Source organism: Aminobacterium thunnarium, assembly GCF_055390565.1.
The window spans coordinates 1,261,847-1,287,553 of the sequence record NZ_AP042412.1 but is presented as its reverse complement, the minus strand read 5'-3'; the positions used below and the strand labels follow the sequence as shown (position 1 = coordinate 1,287,553).

General features: G+C 41.7%; 24 protein-coding genes and 1 tRNA gene. 20 read left to right on the top strand and 5 right to left on the bottom strand.

Annotation, left to right across the window (positions count from 1 at the left end; genetic code table 11):
- Window positions 1–242: 242 nt before the first annotated feature.
- From ACZ5GY_RS06435 to pncA, 4 genes are all read left to right on the top strand, one after another.
- Window positions 243–2,399, top strand: coding sequence for an AAA family ATPase (locus ACZ5GY_RS06435; RefSeq protein WP_464111670.1), 2,157 nt, complete (start codon window positions 243–245; stop codon window positions 2,397–2,399).
- A gap of 303 nt (window positions 2,400–2,702) precedes the next feature.
- Window positions 2,703–2,779: transfer RNA gene (locus ACZ5GY_RS06430), tRNA-Arg, on the top strand.
- 214 nt (window positions 2,780–2,993) lie between these two features.
- Entirely contained in the window at window positions 2,994–3,662 is a 669-nt protein-coding gene (locus tag ACZ5GY_RS06425) for a class I SAM-dependent methyltransferase (protein WP_464111669.1), read from the top strand.
- Between the two features lie 36 nt (window positions 3,663–3,698).
- Complete coding sequence (pncA, locus tag ACZ5GY_RS06420; protein WP_464111668.1) at window positions 3,699–4,280, top strand: bifunctional nicotinamidase/pyrazinamidase; 582 nt, start codon at window positions 3,699–3,701, stop codon at window positions 4,278–4,280.
- Window positions 4,281–4,404: 124 nt separating this feature from the next.
- Here the strand turns inward: pncA and feoB are convergent, their stop codons facing one another.
- The 4 genes from feoB to ACZ5GY_RS06400 form a co-directional block, all read right to left on the bottom strand.
- Window positions 4,405–6,432 (bottom strand): ferrous iron transport protein B, encoded by a 2,028-nt coding sequence (gene feoB, locus ACZ5GY_RS06415; protein ID WP_464111667.1) that lies wholly within the window; start codon window positions 6,430–6,432, stop codon window positions 4,405–4,407.
- Between the two features lie 3 nt (window positions 6,433–6,435).
- Window positions 6,436–6,726, bottom strand: a complete 291-nt coding sequence (locus ACZ5GY_RS06410) for a FeoA family protein (RefSeq protein WP_213690509.1) — start codon at window positions 6,724–6,726, stop codon at window positions 6,436–6,438.
- 103 nt (window positions 6,727–6,829) lie between these two features.
- A complete protein-coding gene (locus ACZ5GY_RS06405) occupies window positions 6,830–7,051 on the bottom strand; it encodes a FeoA family protein (RefSeq protein ID WP_213690510.1) in 222 nt (73 codons plus the stop codon).
- A 1-nt stretch (window position 7,052) separates the two neighbouring features.
- The gene (locus ACZ5GY_RS06400; protein WP_323401681.1) at window positions 7,053–7,712 is read right to left on the bottom strand and encodes a metal-dependent transcriptional regulator; all 660 of its coding nucleotides are present in this window, start codon (window positions 7,710–7,712) and stop codon (window positions 7,053–7,055) included.
- A 235-nt stretch (window positions 7,713–7,947) separates the two neighbouring features.
- Between ACZ5GY_RS06400 and ACZ5GY_RS06395 the strand changes: the two genes are divergently transcribed.
- The 10 genes from ACZ5GY_RS06395 to ACZ5GY_RS06350 all read left to right on the top strand — a co-directional run bounded on the left by ACZ5GY_RS06395 (window position 7,948) and on the right by ACZ5GY_RS06350 (window position 16,886).
- Complete coding sequence (locus tag ACZ5GY_RS06395; protein WP_213690511.1) at window positions 7,948–8,835, top strand: sulfite exporter TauE/SafE family protein; 888 nt, start codon at window positions 7,948–7,950, stop codon at window positions 8,833–8,835.
- A 14-nt stretch (window positions 8,836–8,849) separates the two neighbouring features.
- Window positions 8,850–9,833: an ornithine cyclodeaminase family protein gene (locus ACZ5GY_RS06390; RefSeq protein ID WP_464111666.1), complete on the top strand. Its 984-nt coding sequence runs from the start codon at window positions 8,850–8,852 to the stop codon at window positions 9,831–9,833.
- A gap of 95 nt (window positions 9,834–9,928) precedes the next feature.
- Entirely contained in the window at window positions 9,929–10,588 is a 660-nt protein-coding gene (locus ACZ5GY_RS06385) for a helix-turn-helix transcriptional regulator (RefSeq protein ID WP_464111665.1), read from the top strand.
- A 79-nt stretch (window positions 10,589–10,667) separates the two neighbouring features.
- Window positions 10,668–11,831: a sensor histidine kinase gene (locus ACZ5GY_RS06380; protein ID WP_464111664.1), complete on the top strand. Its 1,164-nt coding sequence runs from the start codon at window positions 10,668–10,670 to the stop codon at window positions 11,829–11,831.
- Between the two features lies 1 nt (window position 11,832).
- Entirely contained in the window at window positions 11,833–12,486 is a 654-nt protein-coding gene (locus tag ACZ5GY_RS06375; protein WP_213699434.1) for a response regulator, read from the top strand.
- A 153-nt stretch (window positions 12,487–12,639) separates the two neighbouring features.
- Window positions 12,640–13,917: a glycine/sarcosine/betaine reductase component B subunit gene (locus ACZ5GY_RS06370; protein WP_464111663.1), complete on the top strand. Its 1,278-nt coding sequence runs from the start codon at window positions 12,640–12,642 to the stop codon at window positions 13,915–13,917.
- Window positions 13,918–13,954: 37 nt separating this feature from the next.
- A complete protein-coding gene (locus ACZ5GY_RS06365; RefSeq protein ID WP_213695155.1) occupies window positions 13,955–15,007 on the top strand; it encodes a glycine/betaine/sarcosine/D-proline family reductase selenoprotein B in 1,053 nt (350 codons plus the stop codon).
- 78 nt (window positions 15,008–15,085) lie between these two features.
- Window positions 15,086–15,238 carry a hypothetical protein gene (locus ACZ5GY_RS06360; protein ID WP_464111662.1) on the top strand — a complete coding sequence of 51 codons (153 nt, stop codon included), beginning with the start codon at window positions 15,086–15,088 and terminating at the stop codon, window positions 15,236–15,238.
- An 11-nt stretch (window positions 15,239–15,249) separates the two neighbouring features.
- Window positions 15,250–15,399 (top strand): hypothetical protein, encoded by a 150-nt coding sequence (locus ACZ5GY_RS06355; protein WP_213691055.1) that lies wholly within the window; start codon window positions 15,250–15,252, stop codon window positions 15,397–15,399.
- A 23-nt stretch (window positions 15,400–15,422) separates the two neighbouring features.
- Window positions 15,423–16,886: a sodium:solute symporter family transporter gene (locus tag ACZ5GY_RS06350; RefSeq protein WP_464111661.1), complete on the top strand. Its 1,464-nt coding sequence runs from the start codon at window positions 15,423–15,425 to the stop codon at window positions 16,884–16,886.
- A 73-nt stretch (window positions 16,887–16,959) separates the two neighbouring features.
- On the opposite strand, the gene ACZ5GY_RS06345 is transcribed toward ACZ5GY_RS06350, so the two are convergent.
- The gene (locus ACZ5GY_RS06345; RefSeq protein WP_464111660.1) at window positions 16,960–19,143 is read right to left on the bottom strand and encodes a methyl-accepting chemotaxis protein; all 2,184 of its coding nucleotides are present in this window, start codon (window positions 19,141–19,143) and stop codon (window positions 16,960–16,962) included.
- Window positions 19,144–19,383: 240 nt separating this feature from the next.
- On the opposite strand from ACZ5GY_RS06345, the gene ACZ5GY_RS06340 reads away from it, so the two are divergent.
- The 6 genes from ACZ5GY_RS06340 to ACZ5GY_RS06315 all read left to right on the top strand — a co-directional run bounded on the left by ACZ5GY_RS06340 (window position 19,384) and on the right by ACZ5GY_RS06315 (window position 25,606).
- Window positions 19,384–19,887: a ribonuclease H-like YkuK family protein gene (locus ACZ5GY_RS06340; protein WP_213690277.1), complete on the top strand. Its 504-nt coding sequence runs from the start codon at window positions 19,384–19,386 to the stop codon at window positions 19,885–19,887.
- A 36-nt stretch (window positions 19,888–19,923) separates the two neighbouring features.
- On the top strand, window positions 19,924–21,306 hold the full coding sequence (locus ACZ5GY_RS06335) for an amidohydrolase (protein ID WP_213690276.1): 1,383 nt from the start codon (window positions 19,924–19,926) through the stop codon (window positions 21,304–21,306).
- Window positions 21,307–21,355: 49 nt separating this feature from the next.
- Window positions 21,356–21,664: a UxaA family hydrolase gene (locus ACZ5GY_RS06330; protein ID WP_307879974.1), complete on the top strand. Its 309-nt coding sequence runs from the start codon at window positions 21,356–21,358 to the stop codon at window positions 21,662–21,664.
- Window positions 21,661–22,818 (top strand): UxaA family hydrolase, encoded by a 1,158-nt coding sequence (locus ACZ5GY_RS06325; protein ID WP_213690274.1) that lies wholly within the window; start codon window positions 21,661–21,663, stop codon window positions 22,816–22,818. Before ACZ5GY_RS06330 ends, ACZ5GY_RS06325 begins: the two co-directional genes overlap by 4 nt.
- A gap of 67 nt (window positions 22,819–22,885) precedes the next feature.
- Window positions 22,886–24,136, top strand: a complete 1,251-nt coding sequence (locus tag ACZ5GY_RS06320) for a glycerate kinase type-2 family protein (protein WP_213690273.1) — start codon at window positions 22,886–22,888, stop codon at window positions 24,134–24,136.
- A 39-nt stretch (window positions 24,137–24,175) separates the two neighbouring features.
- Window positions 24,176–25,606, top strand: coding sequence for an aminopeptidase (locus tag ACZ5GY_RS06315; protein ID WP_213690272.1), 1,431 nt, complete (start codon window positions 24,176–24,178; stop codon window positions 25,604–25,606).
- Window positions 25,607–25,707: the final 101 nt, after the last annotated feature.

The following is a 25,707-nucleotide window of genomic DNA, read 5'->3' as shown; positions in this document are numbered from 1 at the left end:
TTTCTGTCTCAATAAATCCCCAAATATCCCCCAAAATATTGCTCTCTTTTATCGAAACAAAGAGTTACAAGTTCGTTCTTACATTTAAAGAAGAAACGAATTATTGATGAAGTCATATAGATTTTTATATTAATGATAAACATTTCAAATGTGTATAACATAAAGAAAAAATAATGGTAAAATTTAATAAAAATATTGTTTAAATTTTTAGGCAAGGAGGAGCTATGATTAATAAAATCTTGATGAAAGAAGTAGCAAGCTATAGAGAGGATACAGTAATTGAAACAGATAAAAAGATAAATCTTATTTATGGATTAAATGGTTCTGGTAAAAGCACTATATCTGATTTTTTATATAATCGGGAAGACTCACGATTCGAAAATTGTCTAATAGAAGGTCTTAATGATGAAAAAATATGCGTTTATAATCGTCAGTTTATAGAAGATACCTTTTACGAAGATGATTTGCAAGGCATTTTTACCCTATCTAAAGAGAATAAAGAGGCTTTGGAAAAAATAAAAAAATTAGATGAAAATATAAAAAAACTTAGGTTAGATAAAGAAGATAAAGAAAAATCAAGAGACGAACATACGAAGAAACTAACGGAAATAAAGAATGACACTAAAGATGAAACGTGGAAAATTAAAGAGGACTATACAGGTGGAGATCGTGTTTTAGATTATTGTTTTAAAGGAGTAAAAAGTAATAAAGACAACTTATTGACTCGCTTATTAGAGACTTCTAAACCGGAACGGAGGCCGGAAAAAACTATTAAAGAACTAGAAAAAGAAGTTAAACCCTTTAAAGATAATGTGGCACAGGAATATGACTTATTGCCAAAAACAAACTTCTCAAATGGAATCATTGAGAAAGATTCGATTTTTCAAAAAAAAATTGTTGGTAATGAAGATAGTGCTATTGCTGGATTAATTAAGAAACTGAATAATTCAGATTGGGTAAAACAAGGGATAGAGTATATTCCACAAGAATTTTCAAATGAAGCTGAGATTTGTCCTTTTTGTCAACAAAAAACTATTACGCGGGCATTGGCTAATGAAATACGAAGTTATTTTAATGAAGAGTATGAGAAAAATATTGATTTTTTGAAACACTTATTAAGTGACTATGAAAGGGGCATTGATTCTTTGCCCAATAAAGACATATATGAAAAAAATGGTTTTCTAGCTGAAGAAGATGGCAACCTTAACAAATTACTCAATTTATATAACAGCTTAAAAAACTGTCTTGATAATAACAAAAATAAAATTCAAGAAAAGTTGCAATCACCTAGTCAGGTTATAGAACTCATAGATTCTCGAAAACATCTTGATTCTTTTAATCAGTTTGTAAAAGAGATTAATGTAAAAATCAATAAGCATAATCTAAAGGTAGTTGATAGGGATGTTTATCTAGATAATGTGAAAAAACAGTTTTGGGAAATAATGCGATGGGATTACGATTTTTTATTATCAAAGTATCAACAAAAATCTGAGTATATAAACAGAAAAATAGAAGATTTAGATAATAACATAAAAAGCATAGATCAAGAAATAAAAGGAAAGGAAAACGAGCGCGAGGAAGAACGTAAGAAAACGCGCAATATTGAAGAAGCCATTGCTCATATTAATCAAAATCTTCTTGAACTCGGAATAGACGGTTTTAAAATTGAAAAATGTGACAAAACTAAATATAGATTGGTGAGAAATGCTGGAGAGTCAGAGGACATTTTTCGCTCCCTTAGTGAGGGTGAAAAAATGATCATAAGTTTCCTTTATTTTAAAGAGTTCTGCGAGGGCAATGAGAGAGATTCTAGCAGTACTGATAAAAAGATTATTGTTATTGATGATCCTATTTCAAGTTTATCACATATTTATGTGTTTAGTGTTGGGAGGATGATATATAAATATTTCTTTAAAAATAACAAATATGAGCAATTTTTCGTTTTAACACATAGCCTTTATTTTTTTTATGAACTAGCTGATAGAAAAAAAGAGAGAAGAAGGAAAAATCAAAAGTTGTTTAGAATAACAAAAGATTCTAAAGGAAGTCAAGTTGAAGATATGAAATATGAGGAAATTCAAAATGACTATCAATCCTATTGGTCTGTTATAAAAGACGCGAAACAACCGCCCGCGTTAATCGCGAATTGCATGCGTAATATTATAGAGTATTTTTTTAACTTTACGGAAAACATCGCATTAAATGATCTTTTTCAAAAAAAACCTTTGGATGGGATAAAATATCAAGCATTTAGTCGTTTCATTAACAGAGAATCACATTCTGAAGGACAAAATATTTTCGACTTGAAGGAATTTGATTACAATGATTTTAAAGAAGCTTTTAGATTAGTATTTGAGCAAAACGGTTATAAAAATCATTACGATAAAATGATGAAATAATGCTATTTCTAATAAAGATTAGGCATACGCATCTGTATAAGGGGTTTAGTATTTATTTTAGTGACATATAGGGACCGTTTTTTACCTAGGAAAAAGCAGTGAGCTAGATCAAGTTTATATAAATGCAGTAACTTGTTTTATTAACATAGCGATGACTATATATTCCCTAATGGAGATGTAAATAATAGTTACAGTAAAATGTAATAAAATAGTCATAGGAAAGAACAAAAAATATAAAAGAGACCTTTTAAAGGTTGCATGAATGCCCGTTCCGTGGTAATATTTCCTGCGTTCGAGATAAACGTGCCAGTAGCTCAGATGGATAGAGCGTCGGTCTACGGAACCGAAGGTCACGGGTTCGACTCCTGTCTGGCACGCCATTTGTGTATTACCGCTCTTCATGCGAAGAGCGGTTTTTTTGTTCCTTAAAACAGCCACATTAATTCTACAAACACACGTTTGACAGCCTTCTTCTCATCCCTCTATAATGTTTGCGTTCATTAAATTTCCACCTTCACGACGTTCATTCCGTACTTTTCTAGCGTCTGTACGCATGTTGATTCACCAACTTGACTATGCCATGGAGGCGATGGAATGAGTAACTATTATGCAGAAAAGCTCAATTCTATGAAATTGTTCCAAGTTTACGATACCAAGATCGACAGGGTAAAACAGTATTTTCGAGAAGAGTTGAACTTTGTTCGCCGTGATTTACATGGTTATGAACGAGTTCTGGAATTAGGGTGCGGTTACGGAAGAATCATGAAAGAGCTTGCTCCGAATGTAGGAACCCTCGTCGGTATCGACATTTCCCCAGATTCCGTCAGATTAGGAGAAGAGTACCTGAAAGATTGCCTCAATTGCGAAATAAAGGTGATGGATGCTCACAATCTTCAGTTCGACGAGCCTTTCGATATTGTCCTTTGCCTCCAGAATGGCATTTCCGCCTTAAAGGGAAAGGAAAAAAATCTTATAGATCAGAGTCTTAAAGTTCTCGTCCCAGGAGGAAAGGCGTATTTTAGCACATACAGTGCGAAGTTCTGGAATCATAGGGTGGCTTGGTTCCAAGAGCAGGCCGATAAGGGATTGCTTGGTGAGCTTGATATGGAAAAGACGAAAAACGGCCATATTGAATGTAAAGATGGATTCGTAGCCAACACATATACGTTCGAAGGTTTTCAGCGTTTTGCCGAAGAGAGCGGTTGCAGATACAAAATTGAAGAAGTCGATGAATCTAGCCTTTTCCTCGTGCTTCAAAAGTAGAAGGGTTTTATAATAGCCACTAAAGGTGGTGGTTATATGTCTTTAACTACAGGAGACGCACTTATAATTGTTGATGTGCAAAATGATTTTTGTGAAGGAGGAGCATTGGCCGTTTCTGGTGGCGACGATGTTGTTCCTGTTATAAATGCCCTCTCTCGTTACTGCGAAAATCGGCATATTCCTGTGTACTTTTCCAGAGATTGGCACCCGTCAGATCATGTGAGTTTTAAGGCGCAGGGTGGCCTGTGGCCTCCCCATTGCGTTCAGAACGAGAGGGGAGCAGCCTTCCATCCTGATTTATATATTCCTGAAAGAGCGGTCATTGTAAGTAAAGGAACCGCACCAGATAAAGATGCCTATTCAGCCTTTGAAGGAACCGATCTGCTTCATAAGCTTCGAGAGCAGTCTATATTGAGAGTATTTATATGTGGCCTGGCTACAGACTATTGTGTAAAGAGTACGGCTCTTGACGCTTTGAACGAAGGTTTTGAGGTCTTTGTTATTACAGATGGCATGAGAGGCGTTAACGTACAGCCAGATGACAGTCGACATGCCCTTGAAGAGCTTGAAAATAAGGGAGCTTTTCTCACTACAAGTTACGAAGTAGTGGAGTCATAAAATCGCAAGATAGCAGAAAAGACCTCGCTATGGAGGTCTTTTCTGCTTGTTTCTATGTTGCTGGTTTTAAGGGAAAGATGGCTTTGAGCGCCACTCTTGGGGACAGATTTTATTCCCGAATTTATTAAAAGCCTAATAGTCGTCCGACCTGATAAACGAGAACAGATGCGCCATAGGCGATGAGAGTAGTGTACCCGACCATGAAAAAGGTCCATTTCCAACTATTAGTTTCCCTTTTGAAAGCGGCAACAGCTGCTACACATGGTACGTAAAGCAATGTCATTACAAGAAAAGCATAGGCACTTAGTGGAGTGAAAAGAGTAGGCAAAACAGCAGCTAATCCTTCTTCGCCGCCAGCTAAGAGAGTGCCCAGTGTTCCTACAACAATTTCTTTTGCTAAAAATCCAAAGAAGAGCGCTACGCCAGCTTGCCAGAAACCAAAGCCTGCAGGAGCCAGAATTGGAGCAATGACGTCTCCTATTTGGCCAATGATGCTTTCATGAGATCCGTATTCCACTCCAAAGGGTAGACTTCCAAGCAGCCAGACAAGAACAACGGCTCCGAAGATAATGGTTCCTGCCTTTTTTAAGAAGAGACCGGCCCGTTCCCATGCGCTTATTGCAACAGCTCTAACTTGGGGCAGGTGATAGGGCGGCAATTCCATAACAAATTGAGAAGATTCACCTTTAAAGAGGGTGCTTCCCAGTATCTTCGCAGAAATGATTGCAATAACGATTCCCAACACGTAGAGCGAAAATACGACTGTTCCTGCGTGGGAACCAAAGAATGCCCCTGCTATAAGTAAGTAGACAGGAAGTCGGGCAGAGCAGCTCATAAAGGGTAATACTAAAAGAGTAATCATGCGGTCTCGAGGACGTTCCAGAACTCGGGTTGCCATAATGGAGGGGACATTACAGCCAAAACCCATTAACATCGGTATAAAACTCTTTCCGTGTAACCCTATAGCTCTCATGATTCTGTCCATAACGAAAGCTCCACGAGCCATATAGCCAGAATCTTCGAGAATAGCGATAAAGGCAAAGAGGATCAGGATGTGAGGAAAAAACACGACGACTGACCCTACGCCTCCAATAACGCCGTCTGCCACGAAACTTCCTGCAAGAGATGGTAATCCGGCATTTTGCATAAGGAAAGTTACCTTTTCTCCAAACATGGCAATAGCTCCGCCAAGATAATCTGCAATGGGATCGCCAATAGCATAGGTAAAGCGGAACATAAACCAAGTTATAAGAAGAAATATCGGCAGTCCCCATATTTTGTGAGTTACTATTCGATCTATTTTGTCCGAGAGAGTGAGCTCATTTTTAAGGGAAATGTCTCGCTCTACTATTTTCTGAGTGAGTGTGGAAATAAAGTTCCAGCGTCGTTCTATCACTGCTGTTAAAAGATCGTAGCCAAGCTCCTGTTCAAGTCGTTCGTTTTCTTCATCGAGAAGAGTTCGAATATGTTCGGCCTCACCGCATTTCTCAAGTACAGAAAGAATAACAGCATCTCCTTCAGCTAGTCGAAGGGCGGCCAGTTGCCGGCTCATTCCCATCTCTCTCAACGCTACAGAGCTTATTGCCTTCGCTAGTTTTTCAAGTGATTGGTTAACAGTTTTTCCGTAGGGTATCATCAAGGGGACTTCAGGTTCCTTGGCGTCAACACGTTTCTTTACAGTCTTTATCAGGTCGTTAATTCCCTTTTTCTCTCTCGCCACAGTTGAAACTACAGGTACGCCGAGAGCTTCTTCAAGTTTCTTATGATCGATGCGAATACCTTTGTTTATTGCGATATCCGACATATTTAAGGCCACGACGAGAGATTGCCCGGCTTCGAGCATCTGCAAAACAAGATATAAGCTTCTTTCCAGATTTGAAGCGTCAACAACGGTGATAGTCAGCTTGGGTTTTGCCGTCATAAGGAATTCAGAGGCTACCTGTTCATCGATGGAAGCGGCTCCCAGACTGTAAATGCCAGGCAGGTCGACGAGTGTGAAATCCATCCCATCGTAGCTGAAGAACCCTTCCTTGCGTTCTACAGTGACTCCTGGCCAATTCCCTACATGCTGCTTTGATCCAGTTATTAAGTTAAAAAGACTTGTTTTCCCCGTATTGGGATTCCCCGCAAGTGCAAGCGTCGTGTTTCCCATCGTCTAATGGCACCCCCAGCAAGATCCACAATTCCCGCCACATTCACCGCAACCGGCTTTTTTCACTAAAATTGTTTCAGCTTCGTAAACACGCAGACTCAGCTCATAGCCTCGAAATGAAATGGATATAGGATCGTTCAGAGGCGCTTTTCTTCGAATCATCAAGGGGGTTCCCGGAACTAACCCCATTTCGAGCACCTTCCGTTTCAGTTCGGCACTTCCTTCCACCTTAGAAACAACAGCAAGACTGCCAGCTGGCAATTCACTTAAGGGAAGTATTTCTGGTTTACTCAAATTTCCCACCTCTTTGTTTGATTAATAAAACTTAAAAAGGAGCAAAAAAAAGGAGCATTGCTCCTAGCTTAGAAATAAATACCTAATGCCTGTTGCCCTTTACTTACACTTCTCTGACGAAAATGCGGTTTCCAACACCTTGTCCAAGGGCGAGACGAGTTTCTCCCACCTTCAATAAGAAGGGACCGCCTCCCGTACGGAGAACCGTAAATGTAGCGCCAGGCAGTAATCCCAATTCGGCCATTCTTTTTCTGAAAGACATTCCACCTGCCATGTTTTCAATACGCACCACCGCGCCTTCATGAACGAAATTAAGTGGCATCATCTCATTCATCCTCCTTCTTGCGTCGTACCCACACGGTAGCAGCTTCGCTGCGACGTAGAGCAATATTCATGCCTCGCGTTTCAAACTCTATAGGGTCTCCCAGGGGAGAAGACTTTACCATTTCTATTTCTGATCCAGGAACTAGCCCCATTTCAAGCAATCGCTTACGGAGAGATCCTTCAGATGTAACTCTGTTGATAATACCCTTCATGCCGGGCTTGAGCGTGACAAGGGGACACGGAAGACGGGAAGGGTCATCCATTTCACTTTGCAGCTCTTTGAGCCATGTAGCACCTTCACGCTGCGCCCGGCAGAAGAAATCTGTTAAGGCCAGCAAACGGCCGTCGGTTTCGTCGTCCATTTCATGTTCCATAATGCATGCCAGATCCCATGCTTTATCTTTTCCAAAACCGAGCAGCTCGGTAAATAGAAAATAGAGATGGGTATGACGCCTATACACGCTTAAAGCACGCTCTCTTCCTGTTTCAGTAAGAGCTACGGCGCCATAAGGCTCATGGTCGAGCATGTCTGCTTCGACAAGCTTTTTCACAGCAGAAACAACAGTGCCTTTCGTTACCTTCAATCGTTCGGCAAGCTCTGTCACTGTGGCTTCATGCCCATGAATTTCAAGAGAAAAAATTACTTCAAGATAATCTTCTATTCGAGCGGAGACTATTTTGATCGCCCTCCCTGTTATTTCTAAAAAAGTTTATTCCATCAAACATTATTTGTCAAGGGAATCTTATTACTTTAGTAGTGTATCAGAAAAAGCGTCCTTTTTAGAAAATATCAACATAAAATTGTGATATTGACAATAATGTTGAATTCGGATACAGTGTCTTGTGAACGTGATAGATATAACTATCTGTCGAACCAATCGAAAGGGAGTGAACGTAGTGGTTAAGGTATTACTCGTATTAATCGCACTTGTGAATGGTCTTTATGCTTTTCGATTTGCTTCAGACTTTTTGAAGCATAGAAAAGAAGCATGGGCAGAGCCTGGAAACAATCTCTTTCTAGCTGTCTGGGGGGCAGTGGTGTTCTTTCTTTCTACTTTTGGCATTTCCGATTTTGCTCTTTCGACAATTTTGTATCGTGCAAAAAAATTCGTTAGTGATACGAAGTTGCCGGGAACCCTTAATACTCAGTGCGCTATACCTGTAGCTGTTATGGCTCTTGCATATATTTCGACAATTCGCGTTGACACAATAACTCTCGTATCGTGTATTGTCGCTCAAATGATTGGCGCCTATGTGGGGCCACGATTTGTTGTCAAACTTCCCGCCGGCACAATCAGAAAGTTTATGGGAGCTGGTCTTGTTGTAGCAGCTATGTTTATTCTTGCCGGTAAATTTAATCTTGTTCCTTCTGGTGGCGATGCCGTTGGACTTACTGGTTCCAAGTTGATAATCGCCGTTGTCCTTCTCTTCATTTACGGGGCTTTAAATAATGTAGGTATTGGTTCTTATGCTCCTACAATGGCTACTATTTACGCACTTGGAGTCAATCCTGCAGTAGCTTTCCCCATTATGATGGGAGCATGCACATTCTCAGTTCCTATGGGTGCTATGGAGTTTGTTCGCCTTGGACAGTACGGACGTAAAATTACGTTTTTCTCCAGCGTTTTCGGAATCATAGGAGTCTTGGCAGCAGTCTTTATTGTAAAAAGTCTCAATCTTTCCATGATCCAGTGGGTTGTTGCAGCAGTAGTTCTTTATTCTGGCGGAAGTATGTTGTACGAAGAATTATTTAAAGCTAAGAAACTGTGTGAAAGCGAAGCATAGGGGAGGGGTTTCGTATGTTATTGATTTCTCGCGAGGATATTTTAAAAGTATTTACAATGCGTGATGCCATCGAGGCAGATAAACAGGCTTTCGTAACTCACTATAAAGGCATGAGTGATGTGCCTCTGCGAACAAATTTTTCGTTGAAAGATGGTCAGAGTCTTTTCATGTCTGCTTATGCTAAGGATATTAATGCCTGTGGGGTTAAGATTGTCTCTGTCTATCCTGAAAATAGTAAAAAAGGTTTACCGGCAGTTCCTGCAACTATGGTATTGCTTGATGGAGAGACAGGTCTTGTTTCAGCTATTATTGAAGGAACCACTCTTACCCAGATGAGAACAGGCGCTATTGCCGGTGCTGCTACAGAACTCCTTTCGAGAGAAGATTCTACTGTAGGTGCCTTGTTTGGAACAGGCGGACAGGCCGCTTCTCAATTGGAAGCTCTGTTAACAGTTCGTCCTTTAAAAGAAGTGAGGGTATTCGATATTGATATAGACCGCTCGCAGGCTTTTGTTGATGCTCAGAAGGCTTTATCCGAAAAATTCAATGCGAAGATCAGAGTTGCTAAATCTCCCGACGAAGCTGTTGAAGATGCTGATGTTATTACAGCTGTTACAACATCTAGACGCCCTGTTTTTGACGGTAAAAAGATAAAGCAAGGTGCCCATGTCAACGGTGTAGGTGCATATACGCCAGAAATGCAAGAACTTGATTCTGCTCTTATCGAGAGAGCCGATAAAATTTTTGTTGATAATAAAGAGGCTGTTTTGGCAGAAGCTGGAGATTTTATCATCCCAACGAGGGAAGGTAAATTTTCAGAAGACAGAATTCACGGAGAACTTGGTGCCCTTATAGAAAATGACGTGAAAGGGCGAGAAAGCAATAGCGAAATCACGCTCTTTAAGACTGTTGGTTTTGCAACACTTGATGTTGTAGCTGCCTATACAATTTATCAAAGAGCAAAAGAAGCCGGAGTTGGTCAAGAAATACGTCTGTAAAAAAGAAGCAGACTATGATAAGAAACGTATCGTGATAAAATGAAAGAGCGGAGAAATCCGCTCTTTTTTTGTTTAGTAGAGAGGATCGGTGTGTAATGAATAAAAAATGTCATCCCCTTTTAGTTCCATTCATTCCGCTAGTAAAAATGTTAGAACAGACTTTAGGTTCTGACTATGAAGTGGTTCTCCATGATGTATCAGAGGGTGAACACAAAATAATTGCCATAGCCCACGGGGAACTGACAGGACGAACAGTGGATTCTCCTCTTACTGACTTTGGTGAGTATCTGCTTGAAAGCAGCGACTATAATAACGTTGATTTTATTTCGAATTACCCCTCTCATGCCCCTGATGGATGTGCTATGCGTTCGAGTGTAAGTATTATTCGGGATGATAACGCTAAAATAATAGGCTTTTTATGCATAAACTACGATATGACGCGGGCAAGAATGCTCAAAAGCCTTTTTGAAGAACTCACGTGTACAACGGCCTTGTCGTCGCCAAGCATTCAGTCTGAAACCTTTGTGCCTTCTTCTGAGTCTCTGCTTAAAGAAATGTTAGAAGAAACTCGGGCTCAACGTGGAGGAAGACCGTTACGATATACGACGAAGCAGGAAAAACTTGAAATTTTACAGTCTCTCGAAGAAAAAGGATTCTTTAGTCTTAAGGGTGCTGTGGAAACGCTCTGCAAAGAACTTGGGAAGAGCCGTTTTACCGTTTATGGCTATCTACGGGAGATTCGCAATAACAAATAAAAGCGGGACGTTTCACCTCGTTTCGCTCTCAGTACATTTACACTACAATTGGTTTTTTAAAGACTAAGGAGGAAGTTTCTTGAAAGGTCGAACACTACAAGAGGCATGGGAACAGTGTCAAAATACGTGTCCTACCTGTGCTCATCTCTATAAACATATAGAAAATCAATATCATAGAGTTTTAGAGAATCTATTTGAACCCTTTGCTCTTTATCAGATTGTTTATGACGATGAGGGGATTCCTATAGATGCTAAATTCTTGCATGTTAATCCAGTATATGAAGAGTATTTTCGTTTCCCGAGAGAATATCTTATTGGCAAAACGTTTAAAGAGATATGGAGCGCCTCTGGAGATTGGCTAAAAAACATTCTTGATGCAGCTGTATCGAAGGAAACATGTTGCTGTGAGGGATTCAGCGAGGAGTGCTCCAGCCATATGAGGGGTATTGCCTTTCCCGTTTTGCCCGATAAGGTGGCCGTTCTTTTTTGGGATCTCTCTGATCTGAAAAAGTCGGAAAAAGCTCTTGCTTTTAGTAAAGATCGACTTCATCAATATCGTGAAGAACTAAGACAGCTTGTAATACAGCTTTCTCTTTCAGAGGCGTTAACCAGAAGAAAAATAGCTTCTGAAATTCACGATAAAATGGGCTATTCCTTTGTAAATCTCATTCAGCATTTTGAGAAGATGAAGCCGTTGCTTTCTTCAAAAGAAGCAGAAGATGAGTTGAATGCAGCCACTGTCCTTGTTGAAAATGTTCTTCACGAAATGAGAAATCTTACCTTCCAGATAAGCTCGCCAGTACTTTATGAAGTAGGATTAGGAGCAGCTTTGAAAGCATTAGGAGAGTCTATTTTTGAAAATCACAATATCCACTTTTCCTACGATGGAAAGCTTTCTGATCAGGGTATCGATGATAATGTATGTGTTCTTCTTTACCAGATGGTTAAAGAACTTTTCGTCAATGTTATAAAGCATGCAAAGGCTCAGAATGTAAGTGTATTACTTCGTAGAGGACGCGAAATGGTGCGTGTGATCGTAGAAGATGACGGCATTGGGTTTTCTCACCCATTTAGCAAGCATAGAAACGACCCCCATCATTTTGGTCTTTTCAGCATTCGAGAGAGGTTGAAATATATTGGTGGGAGCATAGAAATTTATTCGGAACCAGATAAAGGGAGCACCATATATATGACAGCCCCTATTTCTCTTCCCGAAAACACACAGTCGATGTGGGACGTATAAAATGATAAATGTTTTTCTTGTCGATGATCATAAAATTTTTCTTGATGGCCTCCAGGTTCTTATTTCCAATGAACCGGATATGCACGTTTTAGGAGTGGCTTATTCAGGGCCGCAAGCTCTTGAAATGTTAAAAAATATGGAGGCGCCGGATGTTATTGTTCTCGATATTGCCATGCCTGGTATGAAAGGTGTGGATTTAGCTCGAATTATCCTAAAAGAACGTCCGGCTACAAAAGTAATGGCTCTTTCAATGTATGCCAATAATTACATTATTTCTGAAATGATTAGTGTAGGGGTAAAGGGATATGTTTTAAAAGATTGCACTTCAAAAGATCTTCTTTTGGCTATTCGTGCAATTTCTTCTGGTGGAATGTTTTTCTGCGAGGAAGTCAGTAAGATAATTTCTAAGGATTACACACAGATTATGCAGCAGGGGCCTACTTCTTCAGAGGTAACTTTGACAGAGAGAGAGTTAGATGTTTTAAAGTTGCTTGTTGATGGAAAGAGTGTGAACGAAATCAGTCAAATTTTACACATAAGTAAAAATACAGTTAACTCTCATCGTACCAATATTATGGTGAAGTTGAATTGTGAAACGATAGTTGATCTCATTCGATACTCAATACGCAAGGGCTTTTTCGAATTCGACAAGTAAAAACTATCCGATTTTTCATCTAGCATTTTCTGCTACTCCATAAATCGCATTTTTTGCTATCTATAAAACGTTGTTACTGCGATGTTAATACGATAACAAACCTCCTATTCTTATAAGCAAGTTTTGGAAACAGAATAGGAGGGACGTACTCTAATGCTGGAATTAGTCAGTAATATCTATGAAGTACGCAGTATTGCTTTTGGAGATAGTACCTTTTATAAAGAAGGGGTATTGTCAATTAACCGTGCAGAAGTCGAAGCTCTCATTCGAGAAGACGAAAATGTGGGAGAAGTTACTCATTCTTTGACCAAACCCGGAGATTCTGCACGAATAGTTCATGTTTGGGACGTTATTGAACCTAGAACAAAAGTAGATGGCCCGGGTGCGATATTTCCTGGTTGGCTCGATGCCCCCATTAGTTATGCCGAAGGAACAATGAACAGGATGCCTGGCGCTGCAGTCGTTACATGCACAGAGTATTCCCCTGATAGTGATGCTTATACAGTTCAGTGTGAAAGTATCATCGATATGAGTGGTCCTGCCGCAGAAATTTGCCCATATTCTCAGACTAATAATTTAGTTATGGAAATATTACCTCGCGATAAGATGTCAATCCCTGAACACAACAAAATGGTTACCAAGGCAGGTTTAAAGATTGCCAAATATCTTGCAGATGTCACAATTGGCCAGGTTCCTTCAAAAACCGAAACGTATGCCCTCGGTAAAAAAGATCCTAACCTTCCTAATGTGGCGCTGTTACTTGTCGTTTCAGGTTCGACTGCTGCCCTTGATACGTATATCAACGGATTCAGCTGTGTTGGAACAATGCCCACCCTTATTCATCCCAATGAAATTTTGCAGGGGTCTCTTGTTGCAAGTACTGCCCTTGTCGCTTCAATTAAAAACTTTACATACGATTATCAGGATAATGCTCTTATTAACGAACTCTTCAAAGATAACGGAGTTAAACACAACTTCGTAGGTGTTGTTGTTGAGCGAGGCTATGCCTATGAATACGACGATAAAGTTCGCTTAAGTTCCCATGCAGCAAACCTTATACGCCACCTTGAAGCCGATGGAGTCATTATTACCAGTGAAGGTGGTGGCAATATATTGTTGGAAACCATGCTTGCATGTCGTGAGTGTGAGGAGAGAGGCATTAAAACAGCTATTGTTATGTCAGAGTTCTGTGGCCATCAAGGAACTGGTTCTCCCTTCGTAGACTCGGTTCCCGAAGCTGATTTGATCGTAAGCACGGGAAACACGGAAGAGCTTATGGAATTCCCCGAAATGGAAGTTGCATATGGCGGAAAAACATGGATAGCTACTGATGTCCCCAGTAATAAAGCAATTAAACGTAGTATTTACGACACTGTAGCAAGCGCTAACTCCATGTTGGGACATGCCAAACTCAAGGCCTACGACTATTAGTTTAAAAACAAATATTAACAATAAGGAGCTGTAAAATATGGCTGATCAGATAAAAGTTGTTTTCTATATGAACCAGTTTTTTGCTGGAATTGGCGGAGAAGAGAAGGCTGACCAGATTCCTATCGAACTTGAAGAATTGAAAGGACCTGCGTTAGCTTTATCGCAAGTTATAAAAGAGAGTAATGCTGAGGTAGTCAAGACAGTCGTATGCGGAGATAGCTTTTTTGGTGAGAATGAGGAGCAGGCAAAAAAAGAGCTTCTTGGCATGATAAAAGCGGCTTCTCCTGATATTTTCTTGGCTAGCCCTGCCTTTGGTTCTGGCAGGAATGGTGTTGCTACTGCGTCAATTTGTAGTGCTGTCACTCAAGAATTGGGAATTCCTGCCGTAACGGCTATGTATCCCGATAACCCTGGTTCGGAGCTTGTATATCCTGCCTATGCTTTGCCCACATCGAATAGAGCAGAAAAGATGATTAACGTTTTGGAGGATATGTGGAATTTTGCTTTAAAGGTGAAAGACGGTGAAGTGAGAGGGAGCGCTGCACGTGAAAATTACATTCCCCGTGGCGTAAGAAAGAATGAAGTTGATGAGTCTACTGCCGCAGAGAGGGTTCTTCCCCTTTTGCTTTCTAAGATTAAGGGAGAAGCTTATGTAACTGAGGTTGCCCTTCCCAAACATGACGCAGTTGAAGCTCCTAAGCCAGTGACCAACATGAAGAAAGCAACTTTGGCTCTGGTAACAGAAGGAAGTCTGGTTCCTTTCGGTAACCCTGATAAACTCGAATCCTGGTGGGGAGAACACTGGTACAAATATTCCATTGAAGGCTTGGATGATTTCGAGAAAGGAAAATACGAGACTATACATGCCGGTTTTGAAAATGCCAATATTGACGATGATCCAGACAGATTACTTCCCCTTGACGTGGCCCGTATAGCAGAGAAGGAAGGCCGCATTGGCAAATTATTTGACATTTATCTCACTACAACAGGTATGGAAACGGCTACGAGTTCCGCTAAAAGAATGGGCCGCGAGATGGCAGAATTTTTGAGATCTGAGGGTGTAGATGCAGCTATTGTAACTGGAACCTGAGGAACTGGTACGCGTTGTGGATCAACGCTTGCAAAAGAAATTGAGCGCGTAGGAATTCCTACAGTTATGATAACAGCCATGCCTGGGATCGCAGAAAGAATAGGCTGTCATAGAGTTGTAAAGGGTGTTGCCATAAATAACCCGACAGGAGATGCACGTCTTGCACGCGAAGAAGAACTTGTACAGAGAAAGAAGATTTTAGACGCATCTTTAGAGCTACTCGAAAAATAGGAGGCTTCAAAATGTCGACGGTATGTGGAATACCAAGCAGTATCTTTTGGATAATGCTTTTAGGAGGGCCTGGCGCGATTCTTTTCTCTTTAGTACTTATTAACTCGACATGGTGGAAAAAGCTTGTAAATAAGTATTATACGATTGACATGAAAGATTAACTTTCTGAAGGAGGTGACAAGAAATGGCAATTCAATGGCCTATTGTAGCCGCTATTGCTTGCTTCCTTGTGTTACTCGCAGGAGTAGGTGTTTTTGTAAAAAAGAAAGTAACGACAGATGAAGACTATCTTGTTGGAGGAAGAAGCGTAGGTCCTGTATTTACAGCAGTCTCTTTTTGTGTTGCCTACTATAGCACCGTTGCCGTTATTGGATGCCCTGCAATGTACTATCTTTACGGAATGGGGTACGCCTCGCTTGAACTTTTAGCAAATACATGGATTGTTGGAATCTTGTTATTTGTTGTTTTAGGACTCCGGATGAGAGTTGTTTCCGAAAGGGCCAACGTAGTGTCTCTCCCTGGGTTTCTGGCTGTTCGTTTTGAATCTGAGACATTGCGTTTAGTGAGTGCGTGTATTATCGCCATTTTTGTAATTCCATATGGAGTAGCTGTTTTGAAAGGAATAGGAGATGCTCTACAAATTCTTGCAGGTGTTCCTTATCTTTTGACAGTTGTAGTTATATGTATAACTGCTTCGATTTATATGGTGACAAGTGGATATTGGGGGGTTGTTTGGACAGACCTCATCCAAGGAAGCGTTATAATGGCTGCTTTGCTTTGCACAATTCCACTTGTTTTTAAAAGCTTAGGTGGCGTCGGTCAGGCTTTAGAAGTAGCCAAAACGATTGATCCTGACTTATTGGGTATACCCGGACCTTTACCGTGGGGACTTCTTTTCAGTTACTCTTTTGTATGGGGGCTTGTTGCTTTTGGACAACCCCAGTTAGTAACGAAATTTATTGCCCTGAAAGATGCAAAATCTGTAGGTATGACGATTTTTATTAGTACAGTATGGATGTCGCTCTTTTTGATTGCAGCTACGGTAATAGGGTTTGGAGGCCGTTTAATATTTGGAGATCAATTTATTAATAATCCTGACTTGGTCAGCCCTTCCGTTGCTAAGTTGGGGCCCAAATTTATCGTAATGCTCTTCAGTTGTGGAGTTGTAGCAGCAGGGCTAACGTCGTTAGCAGCTCTTGTTTTAACTTCTGCTACGGCAATTTCCAGAGATTTTTATGAAGATGGTTGGCTTCGCAGACAAAAGAATGCATCTTCTCGTAAGATTAATTCGGTAAAAGTGCACAGACTTTCTGTAGGAGCGATTATTATTATCACTCTTCTTTTATCCATCCGTCCATGGTCTTTTGTCTGGCAGCTATCTGTAGCTGGAGCAGGGAGTATGGCTGCTGCCTTCACAGCTCCGTTGCTTATAGGAATATATTGGAAAAGGGCAACAAAAGAAGGGTGCCTAGCTTCAATCCTTGGCGGAACAATAGTTACAACTCTTTGGTATCTTTTGAAACTCGAATATTTCCATCCATATATACCAGGAATGATTGTTTCTATAGTTCTTTTCATCGTAGTTTCTCTTATGACAACACCGCCATCAGAGGCAACGATAAAGAAGATGTTCCCTTTTAAGGCTTAAGCCTTAACGTTTAACGATGATGAACAAAGAGAGACGTATCTGTTTTTAATACGTCTCTCTTTGTCCTTCTTAGCTATTCAGCTACCTTGCTCAGTGCTTTTGTTGTGTTTCTTTTATCGACCTTGAATTTTGCCATAGTGGCCCTCAAACGCTCAGCCCCTTCTGAAAGGCCTTGAGATTCTGTAGCTACTTGTTCTCCAGCCTTGGCAGTCTCTTCAGATGACTGGCGAATCGCTTCTACCGACTGCACAATCTGAACAGTGGATTGCGTAACCTGGTCGATCCCCGCAGCCATTTCTTCAGAAGATGCCGCTTGTTCCTGGGCTGTTGCCGCAATGCTTTGCATAATATCATTGACCTGAGCGATTTCCCTCATGGCTTCCTGAAGCTGGGCTTTTGCCTTTTCAGATCGTGTAATGGTCTGTTCCACAACGCCATCGACTTTTCCCATGGAAGTGAGAGCATTCTTTGTTTGAGATTGCAAGTTGCTGATAAGTGTTTCAACTTCTCCTGCCGCTTTACTAGATTCTTCAGCCAGTTTTCGAACCTCTTCAGCGACCACGGCAAATCCGCGACCGGCATCTCCAGCTCTGGCTGCTTCAATGGCAGCATTGAGGGCAAGCAGGTTCGTCTGATCAGCGATTGTTTGGATAGTAGTGACAAATCGAGTAATTGTTTCAACCGCTTCTGAGACGGCGTTCATACTTGCAGCGGTTTCCTTTGATTGAAGTCCGATATTGCGTATCTCTTCAACGGCTATATTGACTTCCTGCGTTGCTTGTTCACTTCTCTGTGTTGTCCGAGCAGTGGCTTCGGCACCTTCTGTCGCAGATTTAGCCGCACTGGAAGCGCTGGAGCTGACTTCCTCAACACCTGCATTTGTTTCTTCTACAGCTGCACTGGTTGTCTCTGATAGGGTAGCAACCTGATCGACAGAAGCCTTGACTTCTTCCATGGATGCCACAGACTCTTCTGAAAGAGCGGCAAGAGCTTCTGCGCTTGATCCAAAGTTTTCCGCTTCTTCTTGAAGATTTTCAACCATGGCCGTTAAATTGCTTTGAAGGCTTGCCATGGAGTGGAGCATTTCGGCGATCTCGTCTTTGGATTTCGTCATGTAGCCTTCCAACCATATAAGGGATGTGTCTCTCGTAAAGTCAAGGTTACCGAACTGTTGTAGCATTTTAGATACGCCGTTGATTGGCCTGGCGATGGAACGGGTAATCCATAGAATGATAACGGCCAATAAGAGCATTCCGATTGCAGCTGCAATAATCATATTGCGAACCATAACGATAGCTGCTTTTTGTACGTGAGACATGGGAACGAGAATATTGAGGCTCCAAGCTGTAGTGGAAGCACCAAACTTGATGGGAGAGTAAATCTTATAGGCTTCTTCTCCAAGTGCCGCGGAGTGCCCAACTGTCGCCATGAATTGTCCCTTTTTTATACTCTCTGCTATAGATCCCATATTTTCAAGGTCATTACGCATTGTCATATTTTTACCAATGAGGTTTGCATCTTTATGATATACGGTAGTTCCATCATTAGCGTATAAGGAAGCCACGCCATTCCCAACGATTTTTAAGTTCTTGACGATGTCTTGAACAGCCGCCAGATTGATATCCATACCGACGACGCCTGCCACCCTGCCATCTATAAAAATAGGAGTTGCTAGGCTGGTTATGAACTCTTCGTCGTTTTTCTGCCCAGTATAGTTATAATAGTAAGGGTTCATAATTTCAGATTTCCCAGATCGTTTCGGGAGCAGATAGAAATCACCATCGCCTTCACTGCTTAACATGCTTTCTGTCATATCGTATGATCGTTGCACCTGATTCCCTCTTTTTACAAGAGTAGCCATAAAACGACCTGTTTCACGGAATCCATCTCTTTCTATATACATGGCGTCCATTCCATCAAAAGCGTTAGGTTCGAAGGCAACCCATGTAGTAAACGCCAAGGGGGTTTCCTCAAGAACGCATTCAATCATTTTCAGCAGGTTTTGACGGGCATTCGGTGATTGACGATCCATTCCGGAAATGATCTTTGCAAGCGCCTCTGTTGTAATAAGGCCTTCATCAATTTCAGCAGAAATGGCATAAGCCGCAGATTGTGCCGTTTCTTCCACAAGAGCTTTTGTTCCATCAAGTGTTGCTTGATGAACCTTAAAGGCAATGAAAGAAATCAGAGAAGCAAAAATGAGCGTGACGGTACCTAGTGTGAGTAAAAGTATTTTCCCTTGGAGCTTAAGTTTCAAAGTGTAATCCCCCTTAACTATTTTATAATATTGGTCTTTTTGTTTTAAATTAACATTAATAATAATTAATAAATCTCGATTATTGTTAAGGTTTTTATTAAAAGAGATGTAGATTCATTTATAAGGCAAAATAGCTAAATATCCATGAGTATTCAGAATTATGTATACGGGGTACAAGGTGCCTTTTTAATCAGGATAATTGCCTGGTTTTATGAAAATCTCAGTAAGGAGGGGCGTATATTGAGGAGTCCAACATGGGGTCGTTTATCATTAGATGAAAGTATTGCCAAGATTATGAAATTCGTAAGTGCAGACAATCATTCTCAGTATCGATTTATAATAGGTACGGATTCCCAGGTGTATAAAAAACAGAGAGTGGTCTTTGTCTCTACCATAATCGTTCATCGTATAGGGTTCGGAGCTATTTGTTTTTATGAGAAAAAAGTAAAAATCAAGAAATATTCTCTACGCGAGAGGATGTTTACAGAGGTTTTTTTAAGCCTTGATCTGGCAACCCGTTTTTTAAATGCAATTAAGGAACACCATTGCGCGTTATACAATGCTATGGATGACCTTGAAATTCACGTTGATGTAGGGGAGCATGGAGCTACTCGTGACCTTATAAATGCCGTGACAGGTATGGTTAAAGGATGTGGTTTCCTATGTTGCACCAAACCTGATGCATGTGGAGCCAGTTCTGTTGCTGATCGTTTCGCTAAAATATCTGGTCCTCTTACTGCCTGATCTTTAGATCTTTAACGATGAAAGGAGTCGTCGTACATGAATAAAAATGAAGTATGGAGCTGGATTGACTCAAATCAGGATAATTTCGTTGATATGGCTCGTTCCATTTGGGAGAACCCGGAATTAGGGTACAAAGAAACCTTTGCGTCAGAACTCCAAAAGAAGTTCCTTTCAAAAGAGGCATTTACTATCCGCCCCGTTGAAGACATGCCAACCGCTTTTATTGCAGAATGGGGCAGTGGTTCGCCTATAGTTGGACTGCTTGGCGAATTTGATGCCTTAGATGGCTTGTCTCAAAAAATCGGTACACAAAGGGAACCTGTGCAAGAAGGCGCTCCTGGGCACGGATGCGGACATAACCTTCTGGGAGTGGCTTCCCTTGCTGCAGCCTGTTCTATCAAAAAAGCTATGGAAAATGGAGAAGTAAAAGGAACGATACGTTACTATGGATGTCCTGCTGAAGAGCTGCTTTCTGGCAAGGTCTTTATGGCTGAACGCGGAGTCTTTGACGATCTTGATGTGTGTCTTGCATGGCATCCAGGTTCGATAAATACTGTTATAGGTTCCACCTTGTCAGCGATGGCCTCTGTACGCTTCTCTTTTAAAGGCGTCTCTGCCCATGCTGCCGGAGCCCCTGAAGCTGGGCGAAGTGCTCTTGATGCTGTAGAACTCATGAATGTAGGGGCCAATTATCTTCGAGAGCACTTAATTGATGGAACGCGGTTGCATTATGTAATAACTGATGGCGGGAAAATGCCGAATATCGTTCCTGACAGAGCCTCGGTCTGGTATTACCTTCGAGGGCCTCGAAAAAGTGATGTTGAACATATCTGGAAACGTCTTCTCAATATAGGTAAAGGTGCAGCTCTTATGACGGAAACAGAAATTTCATACGTCGTGGAAGCTGGCTGTTATGATACAGTCCCCAACAAGCCCCTTAATCAGCTTTTAGAGAAAAATCTCATGACGATCGGTGGTATCGATTTCGATGCGGAGGAGAAGGAATTGGCCAAAACCTTGTTTTACTCAATTCCCGAGGGCCAAAGAGAAACAAGCTTGAGACAGTGTCCTCAAACTCTTCGCGATAATAAATTCCTTTGTGAAGAAGCTGTTGAATGTTTCGATGAAGGCAGACAGATTATGGGGTCTACCGATGTCGGTGATGTAAGTTATATTGCCCCCACATCTATGCTTTCTGCAGCAACTTGGCCTCTTGCCACTCCGGCTCATTCTTGGCAGGCTGCCTCAGCATCCGGTTCTTCTTTGGGAATGAAAGGAATGCTTCTTGCCGCAAAAGTATTGGCAGGTGCTGCTTTCGACCTTATGTCAGATGGCGGCTCACTCGTTGAGGAAGCCCAAACAGAATTTAAAAAACTTGAATTAGACGCATATAAGCCACTCTATAAAGCATTGCATTAGTAAACATTCCGGTATCCTGTGCGCGGGTCATAGTGAAGGAGTGATGGTTGTGAAAGATCACGTGAAAAACGCTTTGGTTATCAAAGAATTTGATAATGTAGCTACAGCTTTACAAAACCTGAGCGAGGGCGACACTGCCTGTTATGAAGTGGATGGCGTTCTTCGAACCCTGCGCTTGAAACAAAATATTTCTTTCGGGCATAAATTTGCTATACGGCAAATTGAAGAGGGAGAAGGAGTTGTGAAGTATAGCGAAGTTATTGGCAGAGCTACTCAGAGAATTGAAGCGGGGGAGCATGTTCACATACACAACCTGGAAAGCCTCAGAGGCCGTGGCGATTGGGAGGTGCAAGCATGAACATTCAAGGGTATAGACGTAAAAATGGAGACGTAGGAATCCGTAACCATATAGCGGTTATCCCTGCATCTGTTTGTGCCAGCACTGTAGCTCAACGAATAGCGAGTCAGGTTGAGGGAGCCATTGCCTTGCCGAACCAACATGGCTGCGCTCAGATTAAACCGGACCTTGAAATAACGGCTAGAACTCTTGCGGGGCTTGGAAAAAACGGAAATGTTGCTGCGGTTTTAGTTGTGGGGTTAGGGTGCGAAGGCCTTCAGGCCGACTGGTTAGCCGAGGAAATAGCTAAGACAGGCAAACCTGTTGAGTCTCTAATTATACAAAAATGTGGTGGAACCCTTAAAGCTCAGGAACAGGGATTGCGTATAGCAAGAGCTATATCACAAGAAGTTTCTCTCTATAAAAAAGAAGACATTCCTGTGAGTTCGCTTATTTTAGGCTTGGAATGCGGAGGATCAGACGCTACTTCGGGGCTGGCTGCCAACCCTGTTCATGGCTATGTCTCCGACAGACTTATCTCTATGGGAGGAACATCAATTCTTTCTGAAACAACAGAACTTATTGGTGCCGAACACATTCTGGTCAAGAGAGCAGTTTCTCCAGAAGTAGCAAAAAAGCTTCTTCATATTGTGGCCCGATGTGAAGCAAGAGCTAAAACTATGGGCGTTGATCTACGGGGAAGCCAGCCGACTCCCGGAAATATTGAGGGTGGTCTGACTACTATTGAAGAGAAATCTCTTGGCTGCATCTATAAAGGTGGAACAAGCCCCTTACAAGGTGTTCTTGAATATGCGGAAAGCCCTACAGGCCGAGGACTTTACGTAATGGATACTCCCGGTCAGGATGTTGAGTCTATTACTGGCATGGTGGCAGGTGGAGCTCATATTGTTATCTTTTCTACCGGACGGGGTACCCCCACTGGATTCCCCCTTGCTCCTGTTATCAAAATTACAGGGAATCCTCATACCTATCTCATGATGGAAGAAAACATCGATATTAATGCAGGAACAATTATTACTGGTAATGAAAGCATTTCTGATGTTGGAGAAAGGGTCTGGAAGGAAATAGTTCAGGTATGTGACGGAAAACGTACGAAAGCAGAGGCTTTACAACATATGGAATTTGGAATATATAAGCTTACTTCAACATTTTAAAACTAAAAACTCGATGGCAAAAAATCAATAAAGAGAAGCATCACCTATTTACAACAGGGGGTTAACTATGACACTTCGCGATGATGCTCATGAAATTATTAAATATGCTATAGATGCAGTATTACCTGAATATGCCGTTCAGGAGCAGCTTCGAAAGAAGCCGTGTAAAGGCAGGGTAATTCTTGTCTCCATAGGAAAAGCGGCGTGGAGAATGGCGAAGGCCGCAGTAGATATATTGGGCGATCAGGTGGTGCAGGGTATAGTCATCACCAAATACAATCACAGTCAAGGCCCCATTCCCCATCTTGTTGTACGAGAAGCAGGACACCCCCTGCTTGATGAAAATTCATTGAAAGCTACATCGGAAGCCCTTCAGATGACACAGAATCTTACTGCCAATGATGAGGTTCTTTTTTTAGTCTCAGGTGGAGGTTCGGCACTTTTCGAAAAGCCTAAAGAGGGCGTATGTCTCGGAGATTTCGTTGATATTACAGATCAAATGCTTCGTTGTGGAGCTAACATCGTTGAGATCAATATGATCCGCAAACGACTTTCCGCCGTAAAGGGTGGTCAGTTTGCCAAATGGGTGGCTCCAGCTACAATTTATTCTATTGTTCTTTCAGACGTTTTGGGCGATCGGCTCGATAGCATAGCATCCGGACCAGCCTATCCCGATTCCACAACGTCAGCACAGGCGCTAGATATTATCTCTCGCTACAAAATTGATGTAAAACCTGAATTAATCGAAATACTGAAAGAAGAAACGCCGAAAGCTATAGATAACGTAGAGACATTTATTACGGGAAGTGTCAGAACCCTTTGCGACAAGGCAGCTGAAAAAGCTACAGAGTTGGGCTATCAGTCGTATATACTTACCACAACCCTCCAGTGCGAGGCCAAAGAGGCAGGTAGTTTTTTGGCATCAATAGCCGTGGAAGAAAGTGAATTCTGCCGCCCTGTAAAGCTTCCATGTGCCATTATTCTGGGAGGAGAAACAGTTGTACATCTAAAGGGAAAGGGAAAAGGTGGACGAAATCAGGAGATGGCTCTTGCTGCCGCTTTAAACATCCAGGGTATGCCGAATATTGTGTTTGCTTCTGTTGGGTCTGATGGCACAGATGGCCCTACAGATGCGGCAGGAGGCATTGTTGATGGCCAAACTGTTCAAAAAATACGTGAAAGCGGAGGGAATCCTTACGCTCTTCTTGAAAACAATGATGCTTATAATGCTTTAGAAATGTGTAACTCGCTCATAAAGACAGGGCCTACAGGCACAAATGTGAACGATCTTACAGTCCTTTTAGTGAAAGATGTATAATAAACGGTATTATTTTGTCTAAAGCGGGAGGCATTACGTGTGAAAAACCGAGATGTAGAAGCTAAATATCGGGAAAAGGGTTTTTATTCTTTCTCCAGTGCCTGGGAAAAGATTCAGGAAGAAGAGAGAAAACAGGTTTTCGCTTTAGCCGAAGACTATAAGCTCTTCCTTGACAATGGAAAAATCGAACGGGAATGTGTAGAACAGATTGTTTCTATGGCCCGGGTGGCTGGATTTGTCGACCTTGAAGAAATGATTCAGGCTGGTAGACGTCTGGAGCCGGGCATAAAAGTAATGGCGGTAAATCGCAACAAGGCCGTGGCGCTCTTTGTCATAGGTAAAAAGTCGCTTTCAGAAGGGCTCTACATTGTGGGCAGTCACATAGATTCGCCTCGCCTTGACCTGAAACCTCAGCCTCTTTATGAAGATTCAGGACTAGCTTTACTGAAAACCCATTACTATGGTGGAATCAAGAAGTACCAATGGGCAACACTTCCTTTGGCAATTCATGGCGTCTTTGCCAAAAAAGATGGAAGCATCGTTCATCTCAATATTGGAGAGAGGGAAGACGATCCCTTGTTTGTTATTAGCGATATACTTCCTCATCTGGGCAAAGCTCAGGCCTCCAAAACAATGAGCGAAGGCATTTCCGGTGAAAATTTGAATGTAATTCTTGGTCATATTCCTGTAAAAGACGATGATATTAAAGAAAAGGTAAAACTCGGAGTACTCCAGATATTGACGGCAAAATACGGAGTGGATGAAGCCGATTTTACCTCTGCCGAAATAGAAATAGTTCCGGCTGGCAGATCTCGTGATGCAGGGCTTGATCGTGGCTTGATCTTAGCCTATGGTCACGACGACAGGTCATGTGCCTTTGCTTCTTTACGAGCTATCCTCGATGTTGAACATCCTGTATATACGGCATCGGCTCTTTTTGTAGATAAAGAGGAAATTGGCAGTATGGGAAGCACTGGTATGGAATCTGTCTTTTATGAAAACACAGTGGCAGAACTTCTGGCTTTGGAAGGAGAAGGGTATTCAGAGATCAATCTTCGCCGTGCCTTCAGCCACAGCAGAGTTCTCTCTGCCGATGTAGATGGAGCTTTTGACCCCACCTATCCGGAACCCTTCGACAAGCGCAACGCTTCTTTTATGGGAAATGGAGTCGTTGTGCAGAAATACACAGGAAGTCGGGGCAAATATGGATCTAACGATGCCAGTGCAGAATTCGTAGCCTCTATTCGGGCGTTATACGATGAAAATAATGTGGTCTGGCAGACAGGGGAACTGGGAAAGGTTGATGAGGGTGGCGGTGGCACAATTGCCTACATTCTTGCAAACAGAGGAGCAGATGTTATCGACTGCGGCGTTCCCGTTCTATCTATGCACGCTCCGTGGGAACTCATAAGCAAGGTCGACCTTTACATGGCCTGGAAGGGATATAGAGCTTTTTTACAATCGAAATAATAACATGCCCGGTGAAAGCCGGGCTTTTTTTGTAACCTCTTGATATACTCTCTATGGGTATGCTAGAATTAATATATTAAGTTGTCTGATCATTGCGGAGG